The 17,106-nt window shown below is 68.8% G+C and carries 21 protein-coding genes and 3 tRNA genes; 20 read left to right on the top strand and 4 right to left on the bottom strand.

The window, feature by feature from the left end; genetic code table 11:
- Positions 1 to 637 precede the first annotated feature (637 nt).
- Positions 638 to 763 carry a hypothetical protein gene (locus Vau01_RS64850; RefSeq protein ID WP_275424029.1) on the top strand — a complete coding sequence of 42 codons (126 nt, stop codon included), beginning with the start codon at positions 638 to 640 and terminating at the stop codon, positions 761 to 763.
- A 159-nt stretch (positions 764 to 922) separates the two neighbouring features.
- A complete protein-coding gene (locus Vau01_RS47025) occupies positions 923 to 1,354 on the top strand; it encodes a pyridoxamine 5'-phosphate oxidase family protein (protein WP_239152443.1) in 432 nt (143 codons plus the stop codon).
- Here the strand turns inward: Vau01_RS47025 and Vau01_RS47020 are convergent.
- Complete coding sequence (locus Vau01_RS47020; protein WP_204007173.1) at positions 1,341 to 2,429, bottom strand: FAD-dependent oxidoreductase; 1,089 nt, start codon at positions 2,427 to 2,429, stop codon at positions 1,341 to 1,343. The genes Vau01_RS47025 and Vau01_RS47020 overlap by 14 nt on opposite strands.
- 30 nt (positions 2,430 to 2,459) lie before the next feature.
- Between Vau01_RS47020 and Vau01_RS47015 the strand changes: the two genes are divergently transcribed.
- Both Vau01_RS47015 and Vau01_RS47010 read left to right on the top strand, forming a co-directional pair.
- Positions 2,460 to 3,176 (top strand): TetR/AcrR family transcriptional regulator, encoded by a 717-nt coding sequence (locus Vau01_RS47015; RefSeq protein WP_239152441.1) that lies wholly within the window; start codon positions 2,460 to 2,462, stop codon positions 3,174 to 3,176.
- Positions 3,173 to 3,745 carry a GntR family transcriptional regulator gene (locus Vau01_RS47010; RefSeq protein WP_204007171.1) on the top strand — a complete coding sequence of 191 codons (573 nt, stop codon included), beginning with the start codon at positions 3,173 to 3,175 and terminating at the stop codon, positions 3,743 to 3,745. Before Vau01_RS47015 ends, Vau01_RS47010 begins: the two co-directional genes overlap by 4 nt.
- Here the strand turns inward: Vau01_RS47010 and Vau01_RS47005 are convergent.
- Both Vau01_RS47005 and Vau01_RS47000 read right to left on the bottom strand, forming a co-directional pair.
- Entirely contained in the window at positions 3,742 to 3,984 is a 243-nt protein-coding gene (locus tag Vau01_RS47005; RefSeq protein ID WP_204007169.1) for an HNH endonuclease, read from the bottom strand. The two genes, Vau01_RS47010 and Vau01_RS47005, sit on opposite strands and share 4 nt — an antisense overlap.
- A 30-nt stretch (positions 3,985 to 4,014) precedes the next feature.
- Positions 4,015 to 4,494, bottom strand: a complete 480-nt coding sequence (locus Vau01_RS47000; protein WP_275424028.1) for a TerD family protein — start codon at positions 4,492 to 4,494, stop codon at positions 4,015 to 4,017.
- Between Vau01_RS47000 and Vau01_RS46995 the strand changes: the two genes are divergently transcribed.
- Positions 4,493 to 5,176 carry an endonuclease/exonuclease/phosphatase family protein gene (locus tag Vau01_RS46995; RefSeq protein WP_204007164.1) on the top strand — a complete coding sequence of 228 codons (684 nt, stop codon included), beginning with the start codon at positions 4,493 to 4,495 and terminating at the stop codon, positions 5,174 to 5,176. The two genes, Vau01_RS47000 and Vau01_RS46995, sit on opposite strands and share 2 nt — an antisense overlap.
- On the opposite strand, the gene Vau01_RS46990 is transcribed toward Vau01_RS46995, so the two are convergent.
- Entirely contained in the window at positions 5,139 to 7,022 is a 1,884-nt protein-coding gene (locus Vau01_RS46990) for a PAS domain S-box protein (protein ID WP_204007162.1), read from the bottom strand. The two genes, Vau01_RS46995 and Vau01_RS46990, sit on opposite strands and share 38 nt — an antisense overlap.
- Positions 7,023 to 7,167: 145 nt before the next feature.
- Here Vau01_RS46990 and Vau01_RS46985 point away from each other — a divergent pair, with 145 nt between their 5' ends.
- The 15 genes from Vau01_RS46985 to Vau01_RS46915 all read left to right on the top strand — a co-directional run.
- Positions 7,168 to 7,578: a hypothetical protein gene (locus tag Vau01_RS46985; protein ID WP_204007160.1), complete on the top strand. Its 411-nt coding sequence runs from the start codon at positions 7,168 to 7,170 to the stop codon at positions 7,576 to 7,578.
- Positions 7,579 to 8,007: 429 nt separating this feature from the next.
- Positions 8,008 to 10,536 carry a putative bifunctional diguanylate cyclase/phosphodiesterase gene (locus tag Vau01_RS46980; protein ID WP_204007158.1) on the top strand — a complete coding sequence of 843 codons (2,529 nt, stop codon included), beginning with the start codon at positions 8,008 to 8,010 and terminating at the stop codon, positions 10,534 to 10,536.
- A gap of 80 nt (positions 10,537 to 10,616) precedes the next feature.
- Positions 10,617 to 10,689: transfer RNA gene (locus tag Vau01_RS46975), tRNA-Thr, on the top strand.
- Between the two features lie 40 nt (positions 10,690 to 10,729).
- A tRNA-Met gene (locus tag Vau01_RS46970) sits at positions 10,730 to 10,802 on the top strand.
- A gap of 47 nt (positions 10,803 to 10,849) precedes the next feature.
- Positions 10,850 to 11,017: a 50S ribosomal protein L33 gene (gene rpmG, locus Vau01_RS46965; RefSeq protein ID WP_204007156.1), complete on the top strand. Its 168-nt coding sequence runs from the start codon at positions 10,850 to 10,852 to the stop codon at positions 11,015 to 11,017.
- A gap of 66 nt (positions 11,018 to 11,083) precedes the next feature.
- Positions 11,084 to 11,530 carry an FAS1-like dehydratase domain-containing protein gene (locus Vau01_RS46960; RefSeq protein ID WP_204007154.1) on the top strand — a complete coding sequence of 149 codons (447 nt, stop codon included), beginning with the start codon at positions 11,084 to 11,086 and terminating at the stop codon, positions 11,528 to 11,530.
- A 1-nt stretch (position 11,531) separates the two neighbouring features.
- Positions 11,532 to 11,939, top strand: a complete 408-nt coding sequence (locus Vau01_RS46955) for a MaoC family dehydratase (protein ID WP_204007360.1) — start codon at positions 11,532 to 11,534, stop codon at positions 11,937 to 11,939.
- Positions 11,940 to 12,047: 108 nt separating this feature from the next.
- Positions 12,048 to 12,120: transfer RNA gene (locus Vau01_RS46950), tRNA-Trp, on the top strand.
- A 105-nt stretch (positions 12,121 to 12,225) separates the two neighbouring features.
- Entirely contained in the window at positions 12,226 to 12,756 is a 531-nt protein-coding gene (gene secE, locus Vau01_RS46945) for a preprotein translocase subunit SecE (protein ID WP_204007151.1), read from the top strand.
- A gap of 6 nt (positions 12,757 to 12,762) precedes the next feature.
- Positions 12,763 to 13,611 (top strand): transcription termination/antitermination protein NusG, encoded by an 849-nt coding sequence (gene nusG, locus Vau01_RS46940; protein ID WP_239152439.1) that lies wholly within the window; start codon positions 12,763 to 12,765, stop codon positions 13,609 to 13,611.
- An 80-nt stretch (positions 13,612 to 13,691) separates the two neighbouring features.
- The gene (rplK, locus tag Vau01_RS46935; protein WP_204007149.1) at positions 13,692 to 14,123 is read left to right on the top strand and encodes a 50S ribosomal protein L11; all 432 of its coding nucleotides are present in this window, start codon (positions 13,692 to 13,694) and stop codon (positions 14,121 to 14,123) included.
- Between the two features lie 58 nt (positions 14,124 to 14,181).
- A complete protein-coding gene (gene rplA / locus Vau01_RS46930; protein WP_204007147.1) occupies positions 14,182 to 14,901 on the top strand; it encodes a 50S ribosomal protein L1 in 720 nt (239 codons plus the stop codon).
- Positions 14,902 to 15,350: 449 nt separating this feature from the next.
- The gene (gene rplJ, locus Vau01_RS46925; protein WP_204007145.1) at positions 15,351 to 15,899 is read left to right on the top strand and encodes a 50S ribosomal protein L10; all 549 of its coding nucleotides are present in this window, start codon (positions 15,351 to 15,353) and stop codon (positions 15,897 to 15,899) included.
- Between the two features lie 30 nt (positions 15,900 to 15,929).
- On the top strand, positions 15,930 to 16,316 hold the full coding sequence (gene rplL / locus Vau01_RS46920) for a 50S ribosomal protein L7/L12 (RefSeq protein ID WP_204007143.1): 387 nt from the start codon (positions 15,930 to 15,932) through the stop codon (positions 16,314 to 16,316).
- Between the two features lie 582 nt (positions 16,317 to 16,898).
- Positions 16,899 to 17,106, top strand: a 208-nt coding sequence (locus tag Vau01_RS46915; protein ID WP_204007141.1) for a hypothetical protein, incomplete at its 3' end; no start/stop codon positions are given.

The raw sequence follows: 17,106 nt of genomic DNA, 5'->3' as shown, positions 1-17,106 counted from the left end.
GGCCCGGAGATACGCGGAGAAGATGGCGGCCTGGCTGCGTCAAACCGCAGCTCACGGCCAGTTCCACGCTCGCTCTGTAAATCCGTCGCGAAAGCTACAGAGGTTCGAATCCTCTACCCGCCACTGTCGTTCTGGTGTCGGCGCTCGCGGGCGACACAGCGGCCTCAGGCTCGCTGGGCTCAGACACGCGTGGAGTGGTTTCGGATTCCGGGAGGTGTAGGCCGATGAGCGTTCAGGTCGTCGACCACGTCGGTCCGTGGAGCGAAGACGACTACTTCGCGCTCGGCGAGACCATGGACCGGATCGAACTGCTCGATGGGAGCCTGCTGTGAGCCCGGCACCGAGCAAGCGGCACCGGCACCTCGCTCGCCGGCTGACCAATGCTGTGGATCCGGCAGCGGCTGCCGTTGGGGCTCAGGGTTTTCGAGGCCGTCAACGTGCGGCTGGCCGGGCCGGATCGCCATCCCCAATCTCGTCGTCGCCGACATCGACGACGAGGGTGTGGTCGTCGAAGCCGCGGAGGTCGCTTGATCGGCGAGGTCGTCTCGCCTGGCAAACGCGGCGGCCGACCGGCCTGTGAAGATGCAGCTCTACGCAGCCGCGCGGATCGGTAGAGCGGGAGCGTGGCCAGCCGGGGTTGCGACTGTTCCGCCTCGACGGCGAGCACTACGTGGAGCACGCCGTCGCCAAGAGCGGCGAGGTGCTGACCTCAGATGAGCCGTTCCCCTTCTTCCTCGATACCCGGACGATCCCCGCCAGGTAGCCACCTGCGGAGAACACGCGGACAAGAAAGTCGGCAGGATCAGGCGGCGTCGCGGATGTGATCCCGCGGAACGCCGCGCTCGCCCGCTACCGGGCACGGTCTCGGCCCTGCGCGGCTGATCCGGCCGCGCGCGAAGATGGAACGGCGAAGGGAGCCGACGTGACATTGACGATGACGGCCGTCGAGCGGGAGGCGTTCCTGGCCGAGCCGAGGATCGGCGTGCTGAGTGTCGCGGACCGGGACGGCCGGGCGCCGTTGACGGTTCCGATCTGGTACGGCTACCGGCCGGGCGGGCAGATCTGGTTCTCCACCGGAGCCGACACCCGCAAGCTCGAGCGGATTCGTGCGGCCGGGCGGGTGAGCCTGCTGGCGCAGACCGAGCAGCCGCCGTACCGGTACGTGTCCGTGGAGGGGCCGGTGTCCGCGATCGATCCGGCCACGCCCGAGGAGCGGCGCGCCCTCGCCGAGCGCTACCTGGGGCCAGACGCCGACCGTTACCTCGAAGCGACCGTAGACGTCGCGGCCACCATGATGATCGTCCGGATGGAACCGGAGCACTGGCTCAGCCGGGACTACGCTAAGTCCGGCTGAAGAAGCGGACGATGTCGTCCGCCGCGGTCGGCGACAGCATCATCGCCTGGACCCGTGCGGACATCTCGGCGATCGGGTGGATCCTGGCGAACATCGCCTCCTCGTACTTCCGGATTGCCGAGCCCGGGTCGGCGGCAAGGTGGGCGGCGAGTTCGGCGGCGAGTTCGGCGGCGTCGAGCATGGCCTGGTTGGCGCCCTCGCCGACGGGTGGCATGAGGTGCGCGGCGTCGCCGATGAGGGTGACGTCCGGGCGGGTGGCCCAGCGCGTCCCGAGGGGCATCGTTTCGATGAGACGCGGTGTCGGTGCGCCGTCGCCGGCCTCGATGAGTGCGGTGAGGCGTGGGCTCCAGTCAGCGAACAGGTCCAGCAGAGCGCGCTTGCTGCCGATAGAACCCGCGGGCACCGAGATCCCGACCCGTAGGTTGCCGTCGCCGAGGCGTTGCGCCGCCAGGATCTGACTCACGCCGACGCACCACAGGTTCCCGGGGCCGACCAGCTCGGCGAGATCGGGATGGCGCCGGTCGACGTCTTCGATCGTCAGCTCCACGAGCATGGCCACAGAAGACAATTGGACGTCGATCAGCAGCGGCCGCACCACCGAGCGCGCGCCGTCCGCGCCGATGAGGATGTCGCACCCGGCCCGGTGACCGCCGTGGAATGTCAGCTCCCAGCCGCCGCCGGGTCGCGGGGTCGCCGCGGCGAGCCGGTGTCCCCACGCGACCGTGTCGGCGGGGAGGGAGTCGAGCAGAAGGTCACGAAGGGCGCTCCGGTCGATCTCGGGGCGTCCGGAGAACGAGCCGGGTTGCGGTTCGTGGTGTATCAGGGTCCGTCCGGTCGGGTCGAGAATGCGATGTTCCTCGCCCTGGGGTCGCGCCAGCGACCGGAACCCGTCGGCGAGGCCCGCCTCGGCCAACGCGTGCTGCCCGGACTCCGGGTGCAGGTCGAGCGAGCCGCCCTGCGACCGCGCGGATCGGCTCGCCTCGCGCTCGTACACCGTCGCGTCGACGCCGCGCCGGTGCAGGATCCGTGCCAGCGTCAGCCCGCCGAGTCCGCCGCCGACGATCGCAATTCGCATCTTCAACTCCGTTACCGTACGCTGTACCTCATGGATACGCCGTACGGTAGCGCATCGCTGCCGGTCTGGGAACGGCCCGAACCTCAGCCGCGGGCGGCGCCGGTGCCGTTGAGCCGCGAGAAGATCGCCGCCACGGCGATCCGGCTCGCCGACGCGCACGGCCTCGACGGCCTGTCGATCCGCAAGATCGCCAAGGAGCTCGGCGTCGGTCCGATGCGGCTCTACGACTATGTGATCAACAGATCCGAACTGCTCGACCTGATGGTCGACGTCATCTATGCCCGGATCGGCGAGGCCGGCAAGCACCCGGAGTGGCGTGCGACCGTACTGGCCATTTCCCACGCGACCCGCGCTGCCGCCCTCGATCACGAGTGGTTCTCCGACCTGCTCGGCGGACGCCCACACCTCGGACCGCACGCCCTCGCCGTGGGCGAGTCGACCGCGGCAGCGCTGAGCCAGGCCCCCGCCGTGCGGAACCTCGACGATCTCCAGCGGGCTCTGGGCGTCCTCAACGCCTTTCTCATCGGGGCGATCCGCAGAGAGATCACCGAGCGACGCACCGCCCGCACCACCGGCACCGACGAAGCGGGCTGGCAGGCCAGCCTCGGCCCCTACCTCACCCGGATGCTCGAAACCGGCAGGTACCCCACCGTCGCCCGCCTCGTCGTCGACGGCGCCCACCTCAACGCCGAGGAAACCTTCGACCACAACCTGATCACCGTCCTGGACGGCATCACCAGCACGTGAAGGGGACCGAAGACGTGCGCGCAGAACACCGGACCTGGTTCCGCCCCGACCGGTACAGCCGCCGGCGCCGGGAGGAGACCGGCCTGTCGCCGTTCCGCATCGCGGTGGCGGGCCAGGGCGGCACCTCGGCGACCGAGACCCGCTCGGTCACGCGGGCCGAGGCATCCGACGACATCGCCCGCCGGCTCGGCCTGCGGCGGGGCACCGAAGTCGTCCAGCGCGAGAACCTCTACTTCGTCGACGACGAGCCGGTGCAGCACGGCGTCACCTATATACCGGCCACCATCGCCGGCGACTCGGAGATCGCGACCGCAACGGACCTCGGCCCCGGCAGCATCTACGCCCGCTTCGAGGAGCTCGGCTGGCCGGTGGCGGTCGTCCGGGAAGAGGTGACGGCCCGGATGCCTACGCCCGCCGAAGCCGAAAGCCTCGCGATCCCGCCCGGCGTCCCCGTGATCGAGATGACCCACACCAGCATGGACGACTGGAAGCGCCCGTTCGAGGTCACCCGGTTCGTGCTGCGCGCCGACCGCCTCGGCCTCGACTACGAGGTCCCAATCGAAGACTAGATCCGCGCGCCCTTGGCGAGGTTGCACTTGCGGCACAGCAATTGCAGATTGCCGACGCTCGAGGCACCGCCCCGGCTCCACGGGATGACATGGTCGAATTCCAGGTACTCGGAGGCGCTGCAGTCGACGCAGGCTCCACCGTCGCGGCGCCAGACCTCGACCTTGATGTGGTGCGGGATCGCCCGCGAGTCGCGTTGGGCGGGGATCGACACCGTGGCCGTCCGGCGGCTGACCTTCACGATTCCGGTGAGGATCGCGGCGACGTACTCCTACTCGTCGACCTCGTGCTGCTCGATCAGGTCGTCCGCGAACGCGAACGTGACCAGCTGCTGCAGATGGCGCAGCGATTCGGCCTGCGAGACGACCGACGACCCGTCTTCGACGCTGATTCCGTAATCGGTGGCCAGGCCGGCGAGTCCGCTCGCCCAGCCCTGTCCGACCGCGCGGAACTTCCAGACGTCGCCGCGCCGGTACAGCTCTCCGAAGACCATCGCCGTCACCGGCTCGACGTCTTCGACGACGAACTCGGCCACCGGCTGAGCCCGGCTCAGCACCGCAACCCGCAGATCGGGCACCGAGTCGAAGGTGCCGCTCTCCAGCGAACCCGCCACCAGCACCCGGTTCACGTCCGGCGCCAGGCGGGGCAGATCGACGGTGACCACCGCCGAGGTCGCCTCGGCCGCGCGGCCACTGTCAGTAACGACGCCGAATGGATCGTTTCGATCGACGGACGGGTAAGGGCCACCCATGCGGATACTCACGTTCAACGTGCAGAACGACGAGGGCGACCCCCGGCGCACCGGCCTCATCAACCGGGAACTCCGCCGCCTGGCCCCCGACGTCGTCGCCCTGCAGGAGGTCCGGTTTCCCGGCCAGTTACAACAGCTTCTCGCCGGCACCGGCCTCACCGCCACCCACCAGCAACAGGTGCTGCCGAACAGCCCCGACGAATACGGTGGCACCGCCGTCGCCACGAAATGGCCGCACACCGTCGAGGAGGTCAGCGAGAGCGAACCCGGCGCCCGTTTCCACTGGTGGACGCTCACCGTCGTCACCTCGAACGACCTGCGGATCGTCGCACCGACCACGCCCTGGGAGCCGGACGCGGCCGCCGCCCGCGAGAGCCAGGCCCGGCGCATCCGCGGCAGCGGAAGAACCATCGTCGCCGGTGATCTCAACGCCACGCCGGGCAGCGCGAGCATCCGCCTCATCAGAAAGATCTTTGTGGACGCGTGGGAGCGCGCCGGTTCCGGCCCGGGCGACACCTGGACGGCCGGGCGCATCGACTACGTGTTCGTGTCACCCGATCTGGAGGTGACGGCGGCGCGGAGAATCGGCACCGCACCGGTGGACGGCGTCCGGCTCAGCGACCACTACGGCGTCCTCGCGGACGTCAATCACGTGGAAGAGCGCGGGGGAGGTGCAGCGTGACGCACGTGCCCTTGCCGACCTCCGACTCCAGCGTGACCCGCCCGCCGTGCGCCTCGGCGATCGTCTTCACCAGGGCGAGCCCCAGCCCGGTCCCCTGAATGTGCTTTTCGCGGGCCAGCGTCGAGCGGAAGAAGCGCTGGAACAGCCGTGCCTGCTCCTCCGGCGGGATGCCGATGCCGGTGTCGCGCACCGACAGGCGCACCTCGTTCTCGTCGTACTCGCCGGTCAGTGTGATGACCCCGCCGGCGGGGGAGAACTTCACCGCGTTGCTCAGCAGGCTCAGCACGGCCCGGTTGATGTGCGTCGGGTCGGCCGGTACCGGTGGCACCGCGGCGGAGATCACCAGGTCGAGCAGCAGCCCGGTCGGCAGCGCCGGCCGCACGGTGGTGTCGACGGACGCCAGCAGGTCGGCCATGTCGACCAGTTCGGGAGACAGCGCGAACTCGCCGGTGTCGACCTTCGCGAACGACAGCAGGTCCTCCACCAGCGACAGCAGGCGCGCGCCGTTGGTGTCGATCACGTCGAGCATCCGGCGCTGGATCGAGCCGAGTTCGCCGGCCTCCTCCTCCAGCAGCAGCTCCGTGTACCCGCGGATGCTGGTGAGCGGGGTGCGCAGCTCGTGCGAGACGGTCGCGATGAGGTCGTTCCGCATCCGGTCGAGTTCGCGGAGTTCGGTGTCGAGCACGACGGCCTGCTCCTCGACCTCGCGCCGGGGCGTGTCGTCGCGGATCACGTTGACGAACCCGCGCAGCGTGCCGTCCTCGGCGACGGCCGCGGTGACCACGGTGGTGGCCCAGAACGTCGAGCCGTCCTGCCGCACCCGCGGTCCCGCGGTCTCGACGCGGCCGGTCTCGCGGGCGTCGGCGAGGATGCGGGCGAGCAGACCGGCGGAGACGTCCTCGGGACGGAAGAACGCCGTCGCCGGCTGCCCGACGATCTCGCTCTCGGTGAATCCGAACAGCCGTTCCGCGCTGGGGCTCCAGCTGGTGACGACGCCATCCGGGTCGAGGCTGACGACGGCATGGTCACGGGCGCCGTCGAGGAGCAGGCGCTGCTGTTCCTCGGTCATCCGCAACTTGGCCTCGGCCAGGCGGTGGCCGGTGACGTCGCTGTTGATCTCGATGACGGCGTGCGGCCGGCCGTTCGCGTCCCGGCGCATCGCCTGCCGGCTGTGCACGAAGACCGTCCCGCCGTCGGCCCGGCGGTGGCGCAGTTCGCCGGTCCACAGGCCGGTGACGAGCAGCGCGGTGTCGACCTCGCTCCGGTCGCCGGCGGTCGGGTCGAACAGGGCGGCGGCGCGCATGCCGAGCAGCTCCGCGCGCGGGCGGCCGTACAGCGTCTCGGCCGCCCGGTTGCAGTAGGTGATCCGGTCTTCGGCGTCGCGGATCAGGACGGCGTCGTGGGCCAGGTCGAGCAGGGCGAGCTGGCCTTCGAGCGCCACGATGTGCGCGGCGAGGTTCCGGTCGGCGCGCTTGCGGTCGGTCACGTCGGAGATGACGGTGACGGTTCCGGCGCCGTCGGGCAGACGATGTGACGCGAGCCCGAGCTGGCGGTCGACCACCGTGATCTCGCCGACCGCCGGGTCCACCAGCCCGGCCGGCAGGTCGGTGACCCGCAACGACGTGTCGGGCAGCCCGAGCAGTTCGCGGGCGGCCCGGTTGGTCCGGGTCACCCGGCCGTGGCGGTCGACGATGACAACACCGTCCGTAACCGCGTCGAGGGCGGCCCGGTTGAGCCGGCGCCGCCGGAGAGCCACCTGCGCGGCCGCGCCGACGGCGGCACCGAGGAGCGCGGCGCCGACCCCGTAGGGACGCCACCGGGTCGCACCCGCCGCCTCGATTGCCATCGCCTTTCCATCGGCCGGAGGATGCCGTATCTGATCGAACACGTGTTCTAATAGTGAAATGGACACGCGGGCCGGGCGGGCCATAAATGAGGCATCGGGTCAATCGAGTCGGGCCAGGGTCATCTCACTGGTACTTCGTGGTGGCGTGCTGGAAGCGCCGCCAGCAGGGGCGATCGGCGGTTGGGTGCTCGACATCAGCGCCCTGGTCGCGTTCGTCGAGGGAAACGAGTACGCCGCCAGCGTGCGCGCGATGGCCGAGCGAACGGGTCGCACGTTGCTCGTCCCGTTGCCGGCTCTCGCGGCGGCCGCCCAGCGGCGGCCGGCGCTCAACCCGCGGGCAAGGCTCGCCGCGTTGCTGGCCGAGCCGATGGTCGTCGCGGTCGACGGCGCGGTCGCGCAGGGGCCGCTTTTCGACCGTCTCGTCTCCCGTGCGTCGGGCGACCGCCTGGCGGCGATGGTGGTGCTGCTCGCTACCGAGCGTGGTTGGCCGGTGCTCACCGACCGGGGCGAGTCGCTCGCCCGGCTGCGCCCCGATCTTCTGGTGATCCCGTCTTGATACGGTGATCAAGTTGTCACTCGGGAACCGCGCTGACCCACAGGCACCGCCCGTACTCACAGATGTTGAAAACATCCGCCGTTCGCCGTCACCAAATTGACCGAAAGGCCGAAGTGTGCGGATCGATCGGTCGGCGCGCGGCCCGGGGTTTCCTGTGCGGTTTTGCCTATGGCACGATCGGGGATACCACTACCACGGACTTACCTTGGCCACAGGAGTTGCGGTATGAAGCCACGTACTATCCGTCGGCTGGTGGTCGCTGGGCTCGCTGCTGCTGCCATAGCGCTCGGAATCTTCGGTTCAATGGCGACCTCGAACGCCGCCGACATCGATTGGACCTCGCCGGTCAACCACACTGTGGTCCGCTGACCCGGCTAGGCCGCATTTAGGCTTCTCCGGGAGGGGTGGGTGGCTCGTCCTCGTTCTGACGTGCCCGCATCCCCCGCGCGGGCCTGGTTTGTCACAGTCCCGCTGTTCATCTTCGCGGCATCGCTCACCCTCGCGGTTCTGAGTGATCTTGATGGTCCGTTAAGTCCGGAGATCGTCGGAGACCCGTTTGTCGCGGGCCTGTACTGCGTGCTCCTGTTCCTTCCGGCGCTCGTGCCTTTGCATCTCACCGTGCGCCGGCAGAACTTCACGGCCGCGCTCACCGAACTTCCATTCATCCTGGCCCTGTTCTATTTACCGCCGCTCGGCGTTCTGCTGATCCGGGTGGTCGCCGCCGTCGCCGTCCAGTACGCGCGGCGGCTCGGCTGGACCAAGGGCACCTTCAACGTCGCGTCGGCCGCCGCCGGTACGGCCTGCGCCAACATGGTGGTCGCGGCGTTCGGCACGTCGCGGGATCTCACGCCACGGGGCTGGCTGGTGCTGGCCGTGGCGGTGGCGTCGAACATGGTGATGAACACGGTCGGCCTCACGGCGGTGTCCGCCCTGGTGCAGAGCACGGTGCACCTGCCGCAGCTGGTCCGGGTCTTCGTGCCGCACGCGATCGCCACCGGCGTCAACATCACACTCGGCCTGGTCACGCTGCTGGCGCTCAACGAGACGATGTGGTCCGGGCTGCTCCTCGCCGGCCTGGCCATCGGGCTGGCCATGGTGTACCGCGTCTACGCGCGGTTTGCGGCTCAGCATCACAGCCTCACCGAGATCCACGAGATAACCCGGGCCACCTCTGCCAGCGTCACCGAGGGCCGCCTCGCCGACGTGGCGCTCGGGCGCCTGCGCGCCATGGTGCAGGCCGAGTCGGCCACCCTCTGGCTGCCGGCGCGCGGTCGGTTCCCGGAGGTGCTCCTCACCGCCACGCTCGACTACCGCGGCCTGCTCGACTCGGCGCCGACGCCCGCCGCCGTGCGGCGCCGGGCCTTCGACACGGGCGAGCCGGTGACGATCGGCGAGAAGCTGCCCAGGCTGGAGGACACCCGCGAGCTGCGCACCCAGCTGACCGACCTCGGCACCAAGGACGTCATCGTGGTGCCGTTGCGGTCCGGTAACGCGGTGATCGGCACGATCGAGGTGGCCGGCCGGCTGGGCACGATGTCGCATTTCAACCCCGACGACCTCCGCGCGGTCGAGACGCTCGCGGCGCACATCGGCGTCGCCGTGGAGAACTCCCGGCTGGTCGACCGGCTGCGGTACGACGCCAACTACGACACGTTGACCGGCCTGCCCAACCGGCGGCGCCTGATCAGCGGCCTGAACGAGGTGATCAGCTCCCGCACGCCGGGCGAGGCGGTGGCCGTCATCCAGTTCGACGTGATCAGCCTGCGCAGCGTCAACGAGTCCCTCGGGCACAAGGCCGGCAACGAGGTGCTCACCGAGGTCGCCAACCGGCTGCGCACGCTCGTGCCGGCGGCCGCGCTGGTCGCCCGGGTGGGCGGCGACGAGTTCGCCGTGGTCATGCGGGTCAAGGGGATCGACTCGGCGCTCGCGCTGGCCGACGAGATCCGCACCGGCCTGCGCGAGCCGATGCATTTCGACACGATGGCGGTCGACATCGACACCACGGTCGGCGTCGCGGTGCACCCCGATCACGGCGACGACCCCGAACTCCTGCTCCAGCGGGCCGACGTCGCCACCCACGCGGCGAAGGTCACCGCCGGCTCGCAGACCTACAACGCCGGCCTGGAGTCGCGGTCGGTGCGCCGCCTCGGGCTCGCGGCCGACCTGCGCCGCGGGCTGTCGAACAACGAGGTCGAGGTCTACTTCCAGCCCAAGGTCGCCCTCGCCGACCGGCGGGTGGTGGGGGTGGAGTGCCTGGCCCGCTGGGAGCACCCGGTGTACGGGCCGGTCAGCCCGGAGGACTTCGTGGCGGTGGCCGAGCACACCGGCCAGATCGCCCAGCTGACCGAACTGGTGCTGCGGCAGGCGCTCCGCCGGTGCCGGGAGTGGGCCGACGAGGGACGCGCGCTCGGCGTCTCCGTGAACGTCTCGCCGCGCAACCTCGCCGACACCCGCTGGCCCGACCAGGTGGCCGCCCTGCTGCACGAGTACGGCGTCGACGCCGACCGGCTGACCCTGGAGATCGGTGAAGACGCGCTGCTCGGCGACCAGACGCGGTCGCTGGAGGCGCTGCGCCGGCTGCGTCTCATCGGCGTGCGGCTGTCGATCGACGACTTCGGCACCGGGTACTCGTCGCTGGCGCTGCTGCGCCGGCTGCCGATCACCGAGGTGAAGATCGACAAGCTGTTCGTGCAGGGCATGGCCACCGACACCGGCGACCTGGCGATCGTGCGGGCCGTGGTCGACCTGTCGCGCCGGTTCAACCTGGCCGTGGTCGCCGAGGGCGTGGAGAGCGAGTTGACCCTGGCCAAGCTCGAGGAGATCGGCTGCGACCTGGGCCAGGGCTTCCTGTTCAGCCGGCCGCTGCCCGACGAACGGCTCCATGCCTGGCTGGCCGCGCGCACCGAGGCGCAGCCCGCCAAGGGCGGCGAGGTGCGCTGGTTGCGGGCGGTTCCGTGAGGTACCGGTAAGCCGATTTCGTGCCGGGGTGGAGGACGTGTACTCTTACCCGTGCGCGTGCGCCGGGTAGGTCGTACGACGCCCCCTTAGCTCAGTCGGCAGAGCGTCTCCATGGTAAGGAGAAGGTCTACGGTTCGATTCCGTAAGGGGGCTCCGGGTTCAAGCCCGAAGTTGGGCTCTGATGATCGGGCTCGGCGGTGTAGCTCAGATGGCAGAGCAAGCGGCTCATAATCGCTGTGTCGCCGGTTCAAGTCCGGCCACCGCTACACGTATTCGTGGCAGTTCCGTTTAGAAGGTAGAGAGGCACCCCACCGTGGCCAAGTCGACTGACATCCGTCCGAAGATCACGATGGCGTGTGTCGAATGCAAGAACCGGAACTACATCACGAAGAAGAACCGCCGCAACGATCCCGACCGGCTGGAGCTGAAGAAGTTCTGCCCGAAGTGCGGGAAGCACACGGCGCACCGCGAAACCCGCTGACCCGCAGATCACGTTCCGGCCGGCCACCCGCGAACAGCGGGGAGCCGGCCGGTACTTTTTGTGGCCATGGCGTTGAACATGGCCTACGAGGGCCGAACCTTCCCTCCCACCGAGCCCTACCAGGTGGGGCGGGAGAAGATCCGGGAGTTCGCCGAGGCGATCGGCGTCACCGACGCCGCGTACCACGACCCGGCTGCCGCACAGGCCCTCGGGCACCCCGACGTGATCGCCCCGCCCACGTTCCCGATCGTGATCACGATGCCGGCCACCCGCCTGATCAGCGACGACCCCGGGCTGAACTTCGACTACGCCCGCATGGTGCACGGCGACCAGCGGTTCGCCTACGTCCGTCCGATCCGCGCCGGCGACGAGCTGGTCTGCGTCACCATGATCGAGAAGTTGACCAGCCGGGCCGGCCTCGATTCGATCGCGCTGCGGGCCGACATCGCGACCACCGCCGGGGAGCCCGTGGTGACCACGTGGTCCAAGCTGGTCGCTCGTGGAGAGGCGTGAGATGACGCTGGAGGTGGGTGCCGGCCTTCCGGCGCAGACGTACGTGGTCACCCGGGCGAACCTCGTCCGGTACGCGGGCGCGTCCCTCGACTTCAACCCGATCCACTGGAGCGACCGGCTCGCGACCGGCGCCGGCCTGCCGGGGGTCATCGCCCACGGCATGTTCACGATGGCGCTGGTGGGGCGGGCGCTCACCACCTGGACCGGCGACCCGGCCGCGGTGGTCGACGTGAGCGTGCGGTTCACCCGTCCGGTGGTCGTTCCCGACGACGACACCGGCGTCGAGGTCACGGTCTCCGGGAAGGTCACGGCGGAGACCGACGAGGGCCATTTCAAGATCGACGTGACGGCGATCAGCGGCGGCGAGAAGGTGCTGGGAGCGGCCCGCGCGGTCGTCCGTAATCGCTGACGGTGACCCGGTTGGGGATCTGGAGGGGTAACCCGTACACTTGTCGCCCGTGGGTTGATTGACCCTTCCTCGGCCTGCCCGGGGTCGGATCGGATCGGTCCGCGACACAGGGGTGTGGCGCAATTGGCAGCGCAGCGGTCTCCAAAACCGCAGGTTGCAGGTTCGAGTCCTGTCGCCCCTGCGCCGATGAATTACACGCGTCCTGCGCGAAGTTCGAACCTGCGGGCCTGCGTTGCACGCTGAGGTCCCCGGCGGAACATCCACTGCGAGGCACGGAGAGGTTGAATTGGCCGACAGGAAGCGGCGCGGCGAAGACGACCGCCTCGACGAGTTCGACGATGAGGCCGCGGTCGATGAGGATCTCGCCGACGACGAGCTGGATGATGACGACGACGACTTCGACATCGACGAAGACGACGATGAAGACGACGACGAGGACGAACCGGTCGTCGCCCGCTCGGGCGCGCGTGGCCGGGGCGCAAGTCTGACCAAGACCAAGAGCAAGGACAAGGTAGACGCCAAGTCCAACACCAAGCCCGGAACAAAGGGGCGGTCCAGCCGCCCCGGCGACAAGAAGTCGACGAAGTCCAAGTCGGGCGACCGCCCGAACATCTTTGGGCGTTTTGTTAACTTTTTCCGGGAAGTGGTCGCCGAACTCCGCAAGGTCATCTGGCCGACTCGGAAAGAGCTGTTGACGTACACGGCCGTGGTCGTGGTCTTCGTCGCATTGATGCTGACGATCGTCGCCGGGCTCGACTGGGTCTTCGCCAAGGGTGTGCTGTGGGTCTTCGGCGACGGTGGTGCGGCGGCGGAGTAGACATAGATGACACAGACCAACGAGTTCGACGACAACCGTCCAACGGGCGGCGCCGCGGGCGTCACCACCCACGATCCGCTGGCCGACCTCGCCGAGTCGGGTGACACTGACACGGCCGACGGGGCCGACGACGCCGACGAGTCGACACTGCCGGAAGCCGCCCTCCCCGAGGCCGACCTTCCCGAAGTCGACCTTCCCGAAGTCGAGGTGGCCCTGCCCGAAGCGGCACGGCCCGAAGCGGCGCCGCCGGCGTCCGACGAGCCCCCGGTCGACCCGGTCGCCGAGATGCGCCAGGCACTGCGGTTCGCCCCCGGCGACTGGTATGTGATCCACTCGTACGCGGGGTACGAGAACAAGGTCAAGACCAACCTCGAGACCCGGATCACCAGCCTCGACATGGAGGACTACATCTACCAGGTGGAGGTCCCCACCCGGGAAGAGGTAGAGGTCAAGGGCGGCAAGCGGCAGCAGGTCCAGAACAAGGTCTTCCCGGGCTACATCCTGGTCCGGATGGAGCTCACCGCGGAGTCCTACTCCTGCGTGCGCAACACGCCCGGGGTCACCGGCTTCGTCGGTGCCACCGACCGGGCCGACCGGCCGGCACCGCTGTCGCTCGACGAGGTGCTCAAGTGGCTCGCGCCGGCCGCGCCGGCGAAGGACACCAAGAAGGCCGAGATCAAGGTTCTCGACTTCGAGGTGGGCGACTCGGTCACCGTCACCGAGGGCGCGTTCGCCTCGCTGCACGGCACGATCGCCGAGATCAACGCCGACCAGCAGAAGCTCAAGGTGCAGGTTTCGATCTTCGGTCGCGAGACCCCGGTCGAGCTCACCTTCAACATGGTCTCCAAGATCTGATCCTGGAGTTCAGCAGTTCCATCGGCCCGGCGCGTCCCGCGCCGGGCTGAACAGCCCAGAAGGAAAGACGTCACACAGCCATGCCTCCGAAGAAGAAGCTCGTCAAGACCTTCACGCTTCAGCTGCCGGCAGGCCAGGCCACTCCGGCACCGCCGGTCGGCCCGGCGCTGGGCCAGCACGGCGTGAACATCATGGAGTTCGTCAAGGCCTACAACGCCCAGACGGAGTCCATGCGCGGCGACATCGTCCCCGCGCAGATCAGCGTGTTCGAAGACCGCTCGTTCCAGTTCATCCTGAAGACGCCGCCGGCAGCGCAGCTGCTGATCAAGGCCGCCGGCGTTCAGAAGGGCTCTGGCACGCCGCAGTCGGCCAAGGTCGGCGCGATCAGCAAAGACCAGCTGCGCGAGATCGCGCAGAAGAAGATGGCCGACCTCAACGCCAACGACATCGAGGCCGCCGAGAAGATCATCTCGGGTACCGCGCGCTCGATGGGCATCACGATCAAGGACTGATCCACCACACAGTGGGAGGGCGCGCGTGCGCCCGCCAGTGACCACAGGAGCTTGAAGAATGGCGCAACGCAGCAAGAACTACCGCAAGGTCGCCGAGCAGATCGACCGGTCGGCCCTCTACAGCCCGGCCGACGCCGTGAAGCTGGCCAAGGACACCACCACCGTCAAGTTCGACCCCACCGTCGAGGTGGCGTTCCGGCTGGGCATCGACCCGCGGAAGGCCGACCAGACGGTGCGCGGCACGGTCAACCTGCCGCACGGCACGGGTAAGACCGCCCGGGTGATCGTGTTCGCCGCCGGTGCGAAGGCCGCCGAGGCCGAGGCCGCCGGTGCCGACGTCGTGGGCACCGACGAGCTCGTCGCCCGCATCCAGGAGGGCTGGCTCGACTTCGACGCCGCCATCGCCACGCCCGACCAGATGGCCAAGATCGGCCGGATCGCGCGGATTCTGGGCCCGCGCGGCCTGATGCCGAACCCCAAGACGGGCACCGTGACGATGGACGTGACCAAGGCCGTGTCCGACATCAAGGGCGGCAAGATCACCTTCCGGAACGACAAGCACGCCAACGTGCACCTGATCATCGGCAAGGCGAGCTTCACCGACACGCAGTTGATCGACAACTACGCCGCGGTGCTCGACGAGGTGCTGCGGATCAAGCCGTCGGCGGCCAAGGGCAAGTACCTGCGGAAGGTCTTCCTGACCACCACGATGGGCCCCGGCATCCCGGTCGACCCCAACCAGACCCGCAACCTCCGCGGCGACGAAACCCCCGCATAACCGCGAGCAAGAACGCGGCAGCAACCACCGGGAGGGGGAGGTCGGCTCGATGCCGACCTCCCCCTCTCCGCTGTTTGAGCCGGCATACGTGACGGGGTTGGCCGAACGGACGCCGTCGGCTGAGGTTTTGGGCGGATCAACTTGCGGAGGCATAACCGCTCCAAAATCTGCCGGAGCAAGTTGATCCGCCCAAAACCGACCACCGATTTGGCGACAGGCAACCACGTCACGTACCCTTGCCGCGAAGTTCCACCCGAAGACCGCTGGTCAACTTTGTTCGAAGGTCCCGCTGAGGCGGGCGGCCCGCGCAGGATGGACGGAAGCGTCATCGGCTCGCGTTCCCATCGGTCCGCATGCCTCTGAATGCTCCGTGCGCCCTGCGCCGGGGCGTCTCTCTTGTCCGGGGTCTTTCGAGAAGACCAGCCCCGAGGTAACGAGAGAGGAGGGACATGACGGACAAGCCGGTTCGGGCCGACAAGGCCACCGCCGTTGCCGAGCTCACCGATCAATTCCGCGACTCGTCGGCGGCGCTGATCACGGAGTACCGCGGCCTCACGGTCGCGCAGCTCAAGGAGCTCAGGCGGTCACTTGGCCGCGAGACCACCTACGCGGTGGCGAAGAACACGCTGGCCAAGCGTGCGGCAACGGAGGCGGGCATCGCCGGTCTCGACACGCTGTTCACTGGTCCCACCGCGCTCGCCTTCGTCTCCGGTGACCCGGTTGAGGCGGCCAAGAGTCTGCGCGACTTCGCGAAGACAAACCCGCTGCTGGTGATCAAGGGCGGTGTCTTCGAGGGCAAGTCGGTGTCGGCGGACGAGGTCCGCCAGCTCGCCGACCTCGAGTCCCGCGATGTGCTGCTGGCGAAGCTCGCCGGCGCGATGAAGGCGAACCTGAGCAAGGCGGCGGCCACCTTCCAGGCCCCGCTCACCCAGATGGCCAGGCTGGCCGCGGCTCTGCAGGAAAAGCAGGGTGCGGGTGCCGAGGCCGCGGCCGAATAAGCCGAACCAGACGCGAGAAGAGGAAATATCATGGCGAAGCTCAGCAGCAGCGAGCTGCTCGACGCGTTCAAGGAAATGACGCTGATCGAGCTCTCGGAGTTCATCAAGGCGTTCGAGGAGCAGTTCGACGTCAAGGCCGCCGCTCCGGTTGCGATCGCCGCTGCCGGTGGCGGCGGTGCCACCGCTGCCCCGGTCGAGGAGGAGAAGGACGAGTTCGACGTCGTCCTGGAGTCCGACGGTGGCAAGAAGATCCAGGTCATCAAGGTCGTGCGCGAGCTGACCGGCCTGGGCCTGAAGGAGGCCAAGGACACGGTCGAGGCCGCTCCGAAGGCGATCCTGGAGAAGGTCAACAAGGAGACCGCCGACAAGGCCAAGGAGAAGCTCGAGGCCGAGGGCGCCAAGGTCACCCTGAAGTAGCCATACCGCGTCAGGGGCGGGCAGCCGGTACGGCTGCCCGCCCCTCGTGCATCTGCGGACCCTGGCCGACCCGTCCGATTTGATGTAGTTTGTGGGTCGGGAGTCGGATCGTGCGCGGCGTGGTCGGCCGGTAACCCTTGACGGGGTGACCACGGGTTAGGCACGCTGAACCAGCACTACTCTCGACCGTGGACAGCAACCCACGCCGCGGATAAGACGGCCTAGCCGCCTCCGCCGGGAGCGCCTCCGACGAGGGGCCGGCACCAGACCTGGTGCCGGAGGAAGACCCCCGGAGTTGCGTCCCGCCGGTGAGCCGGAGCCGCTGCCGCGGGGGGAGGCACCAGGGCCGCCACCTGCGGTTCTGTGCTCTGCGGAGCGTGCCGCGGGCCTCTTGAGAGGTCCGGGCAAACTCGCTGTGCACGCGGGCTGGACACCGCTGGCTTTCGCGGCTACAGTGTTAGATTGCGCTGTCTTCCGACTAGAACCCTGCCTGCATTCGTTTAGCAACGGTTGCTCACATCAGGGGCCGTCGGTATGCACGCGAAACGGTCGTAGCATCACCGGTCCTCGGAAGGACGCATCTTGGCAGCTTCCCGCCCTGCGAAGACCATCAGTTCGTCTAGCGCATTCGCTCCACGCCGGGTTTCCTTCGGCCGCATCACCGAGCACCTCGAGGTACCCAACCTCCTCGCCATCCAAACCGAGTCGTTCGACTGGCTGGTTGGCAACGAGGCTTGGCAGGCTCGTTCCGCCGGTGATTCGCACGCCCGTTCCGGGTTGGCCGAGATCC

Origin of the sequence: Virgisporangium aurantiacum, from assembly GCF_016863635.1 — a bacterium.
Lineage (GTDB): Bacteria > Actinomycetota > Actinomycetes > Mycobacteriales > Micromonosporaceae > Virgisporangium > Virgisporangium aurantiacum.
This window is presented reverse-complemented; position numbering and strand designations above follow the sequence as displayed.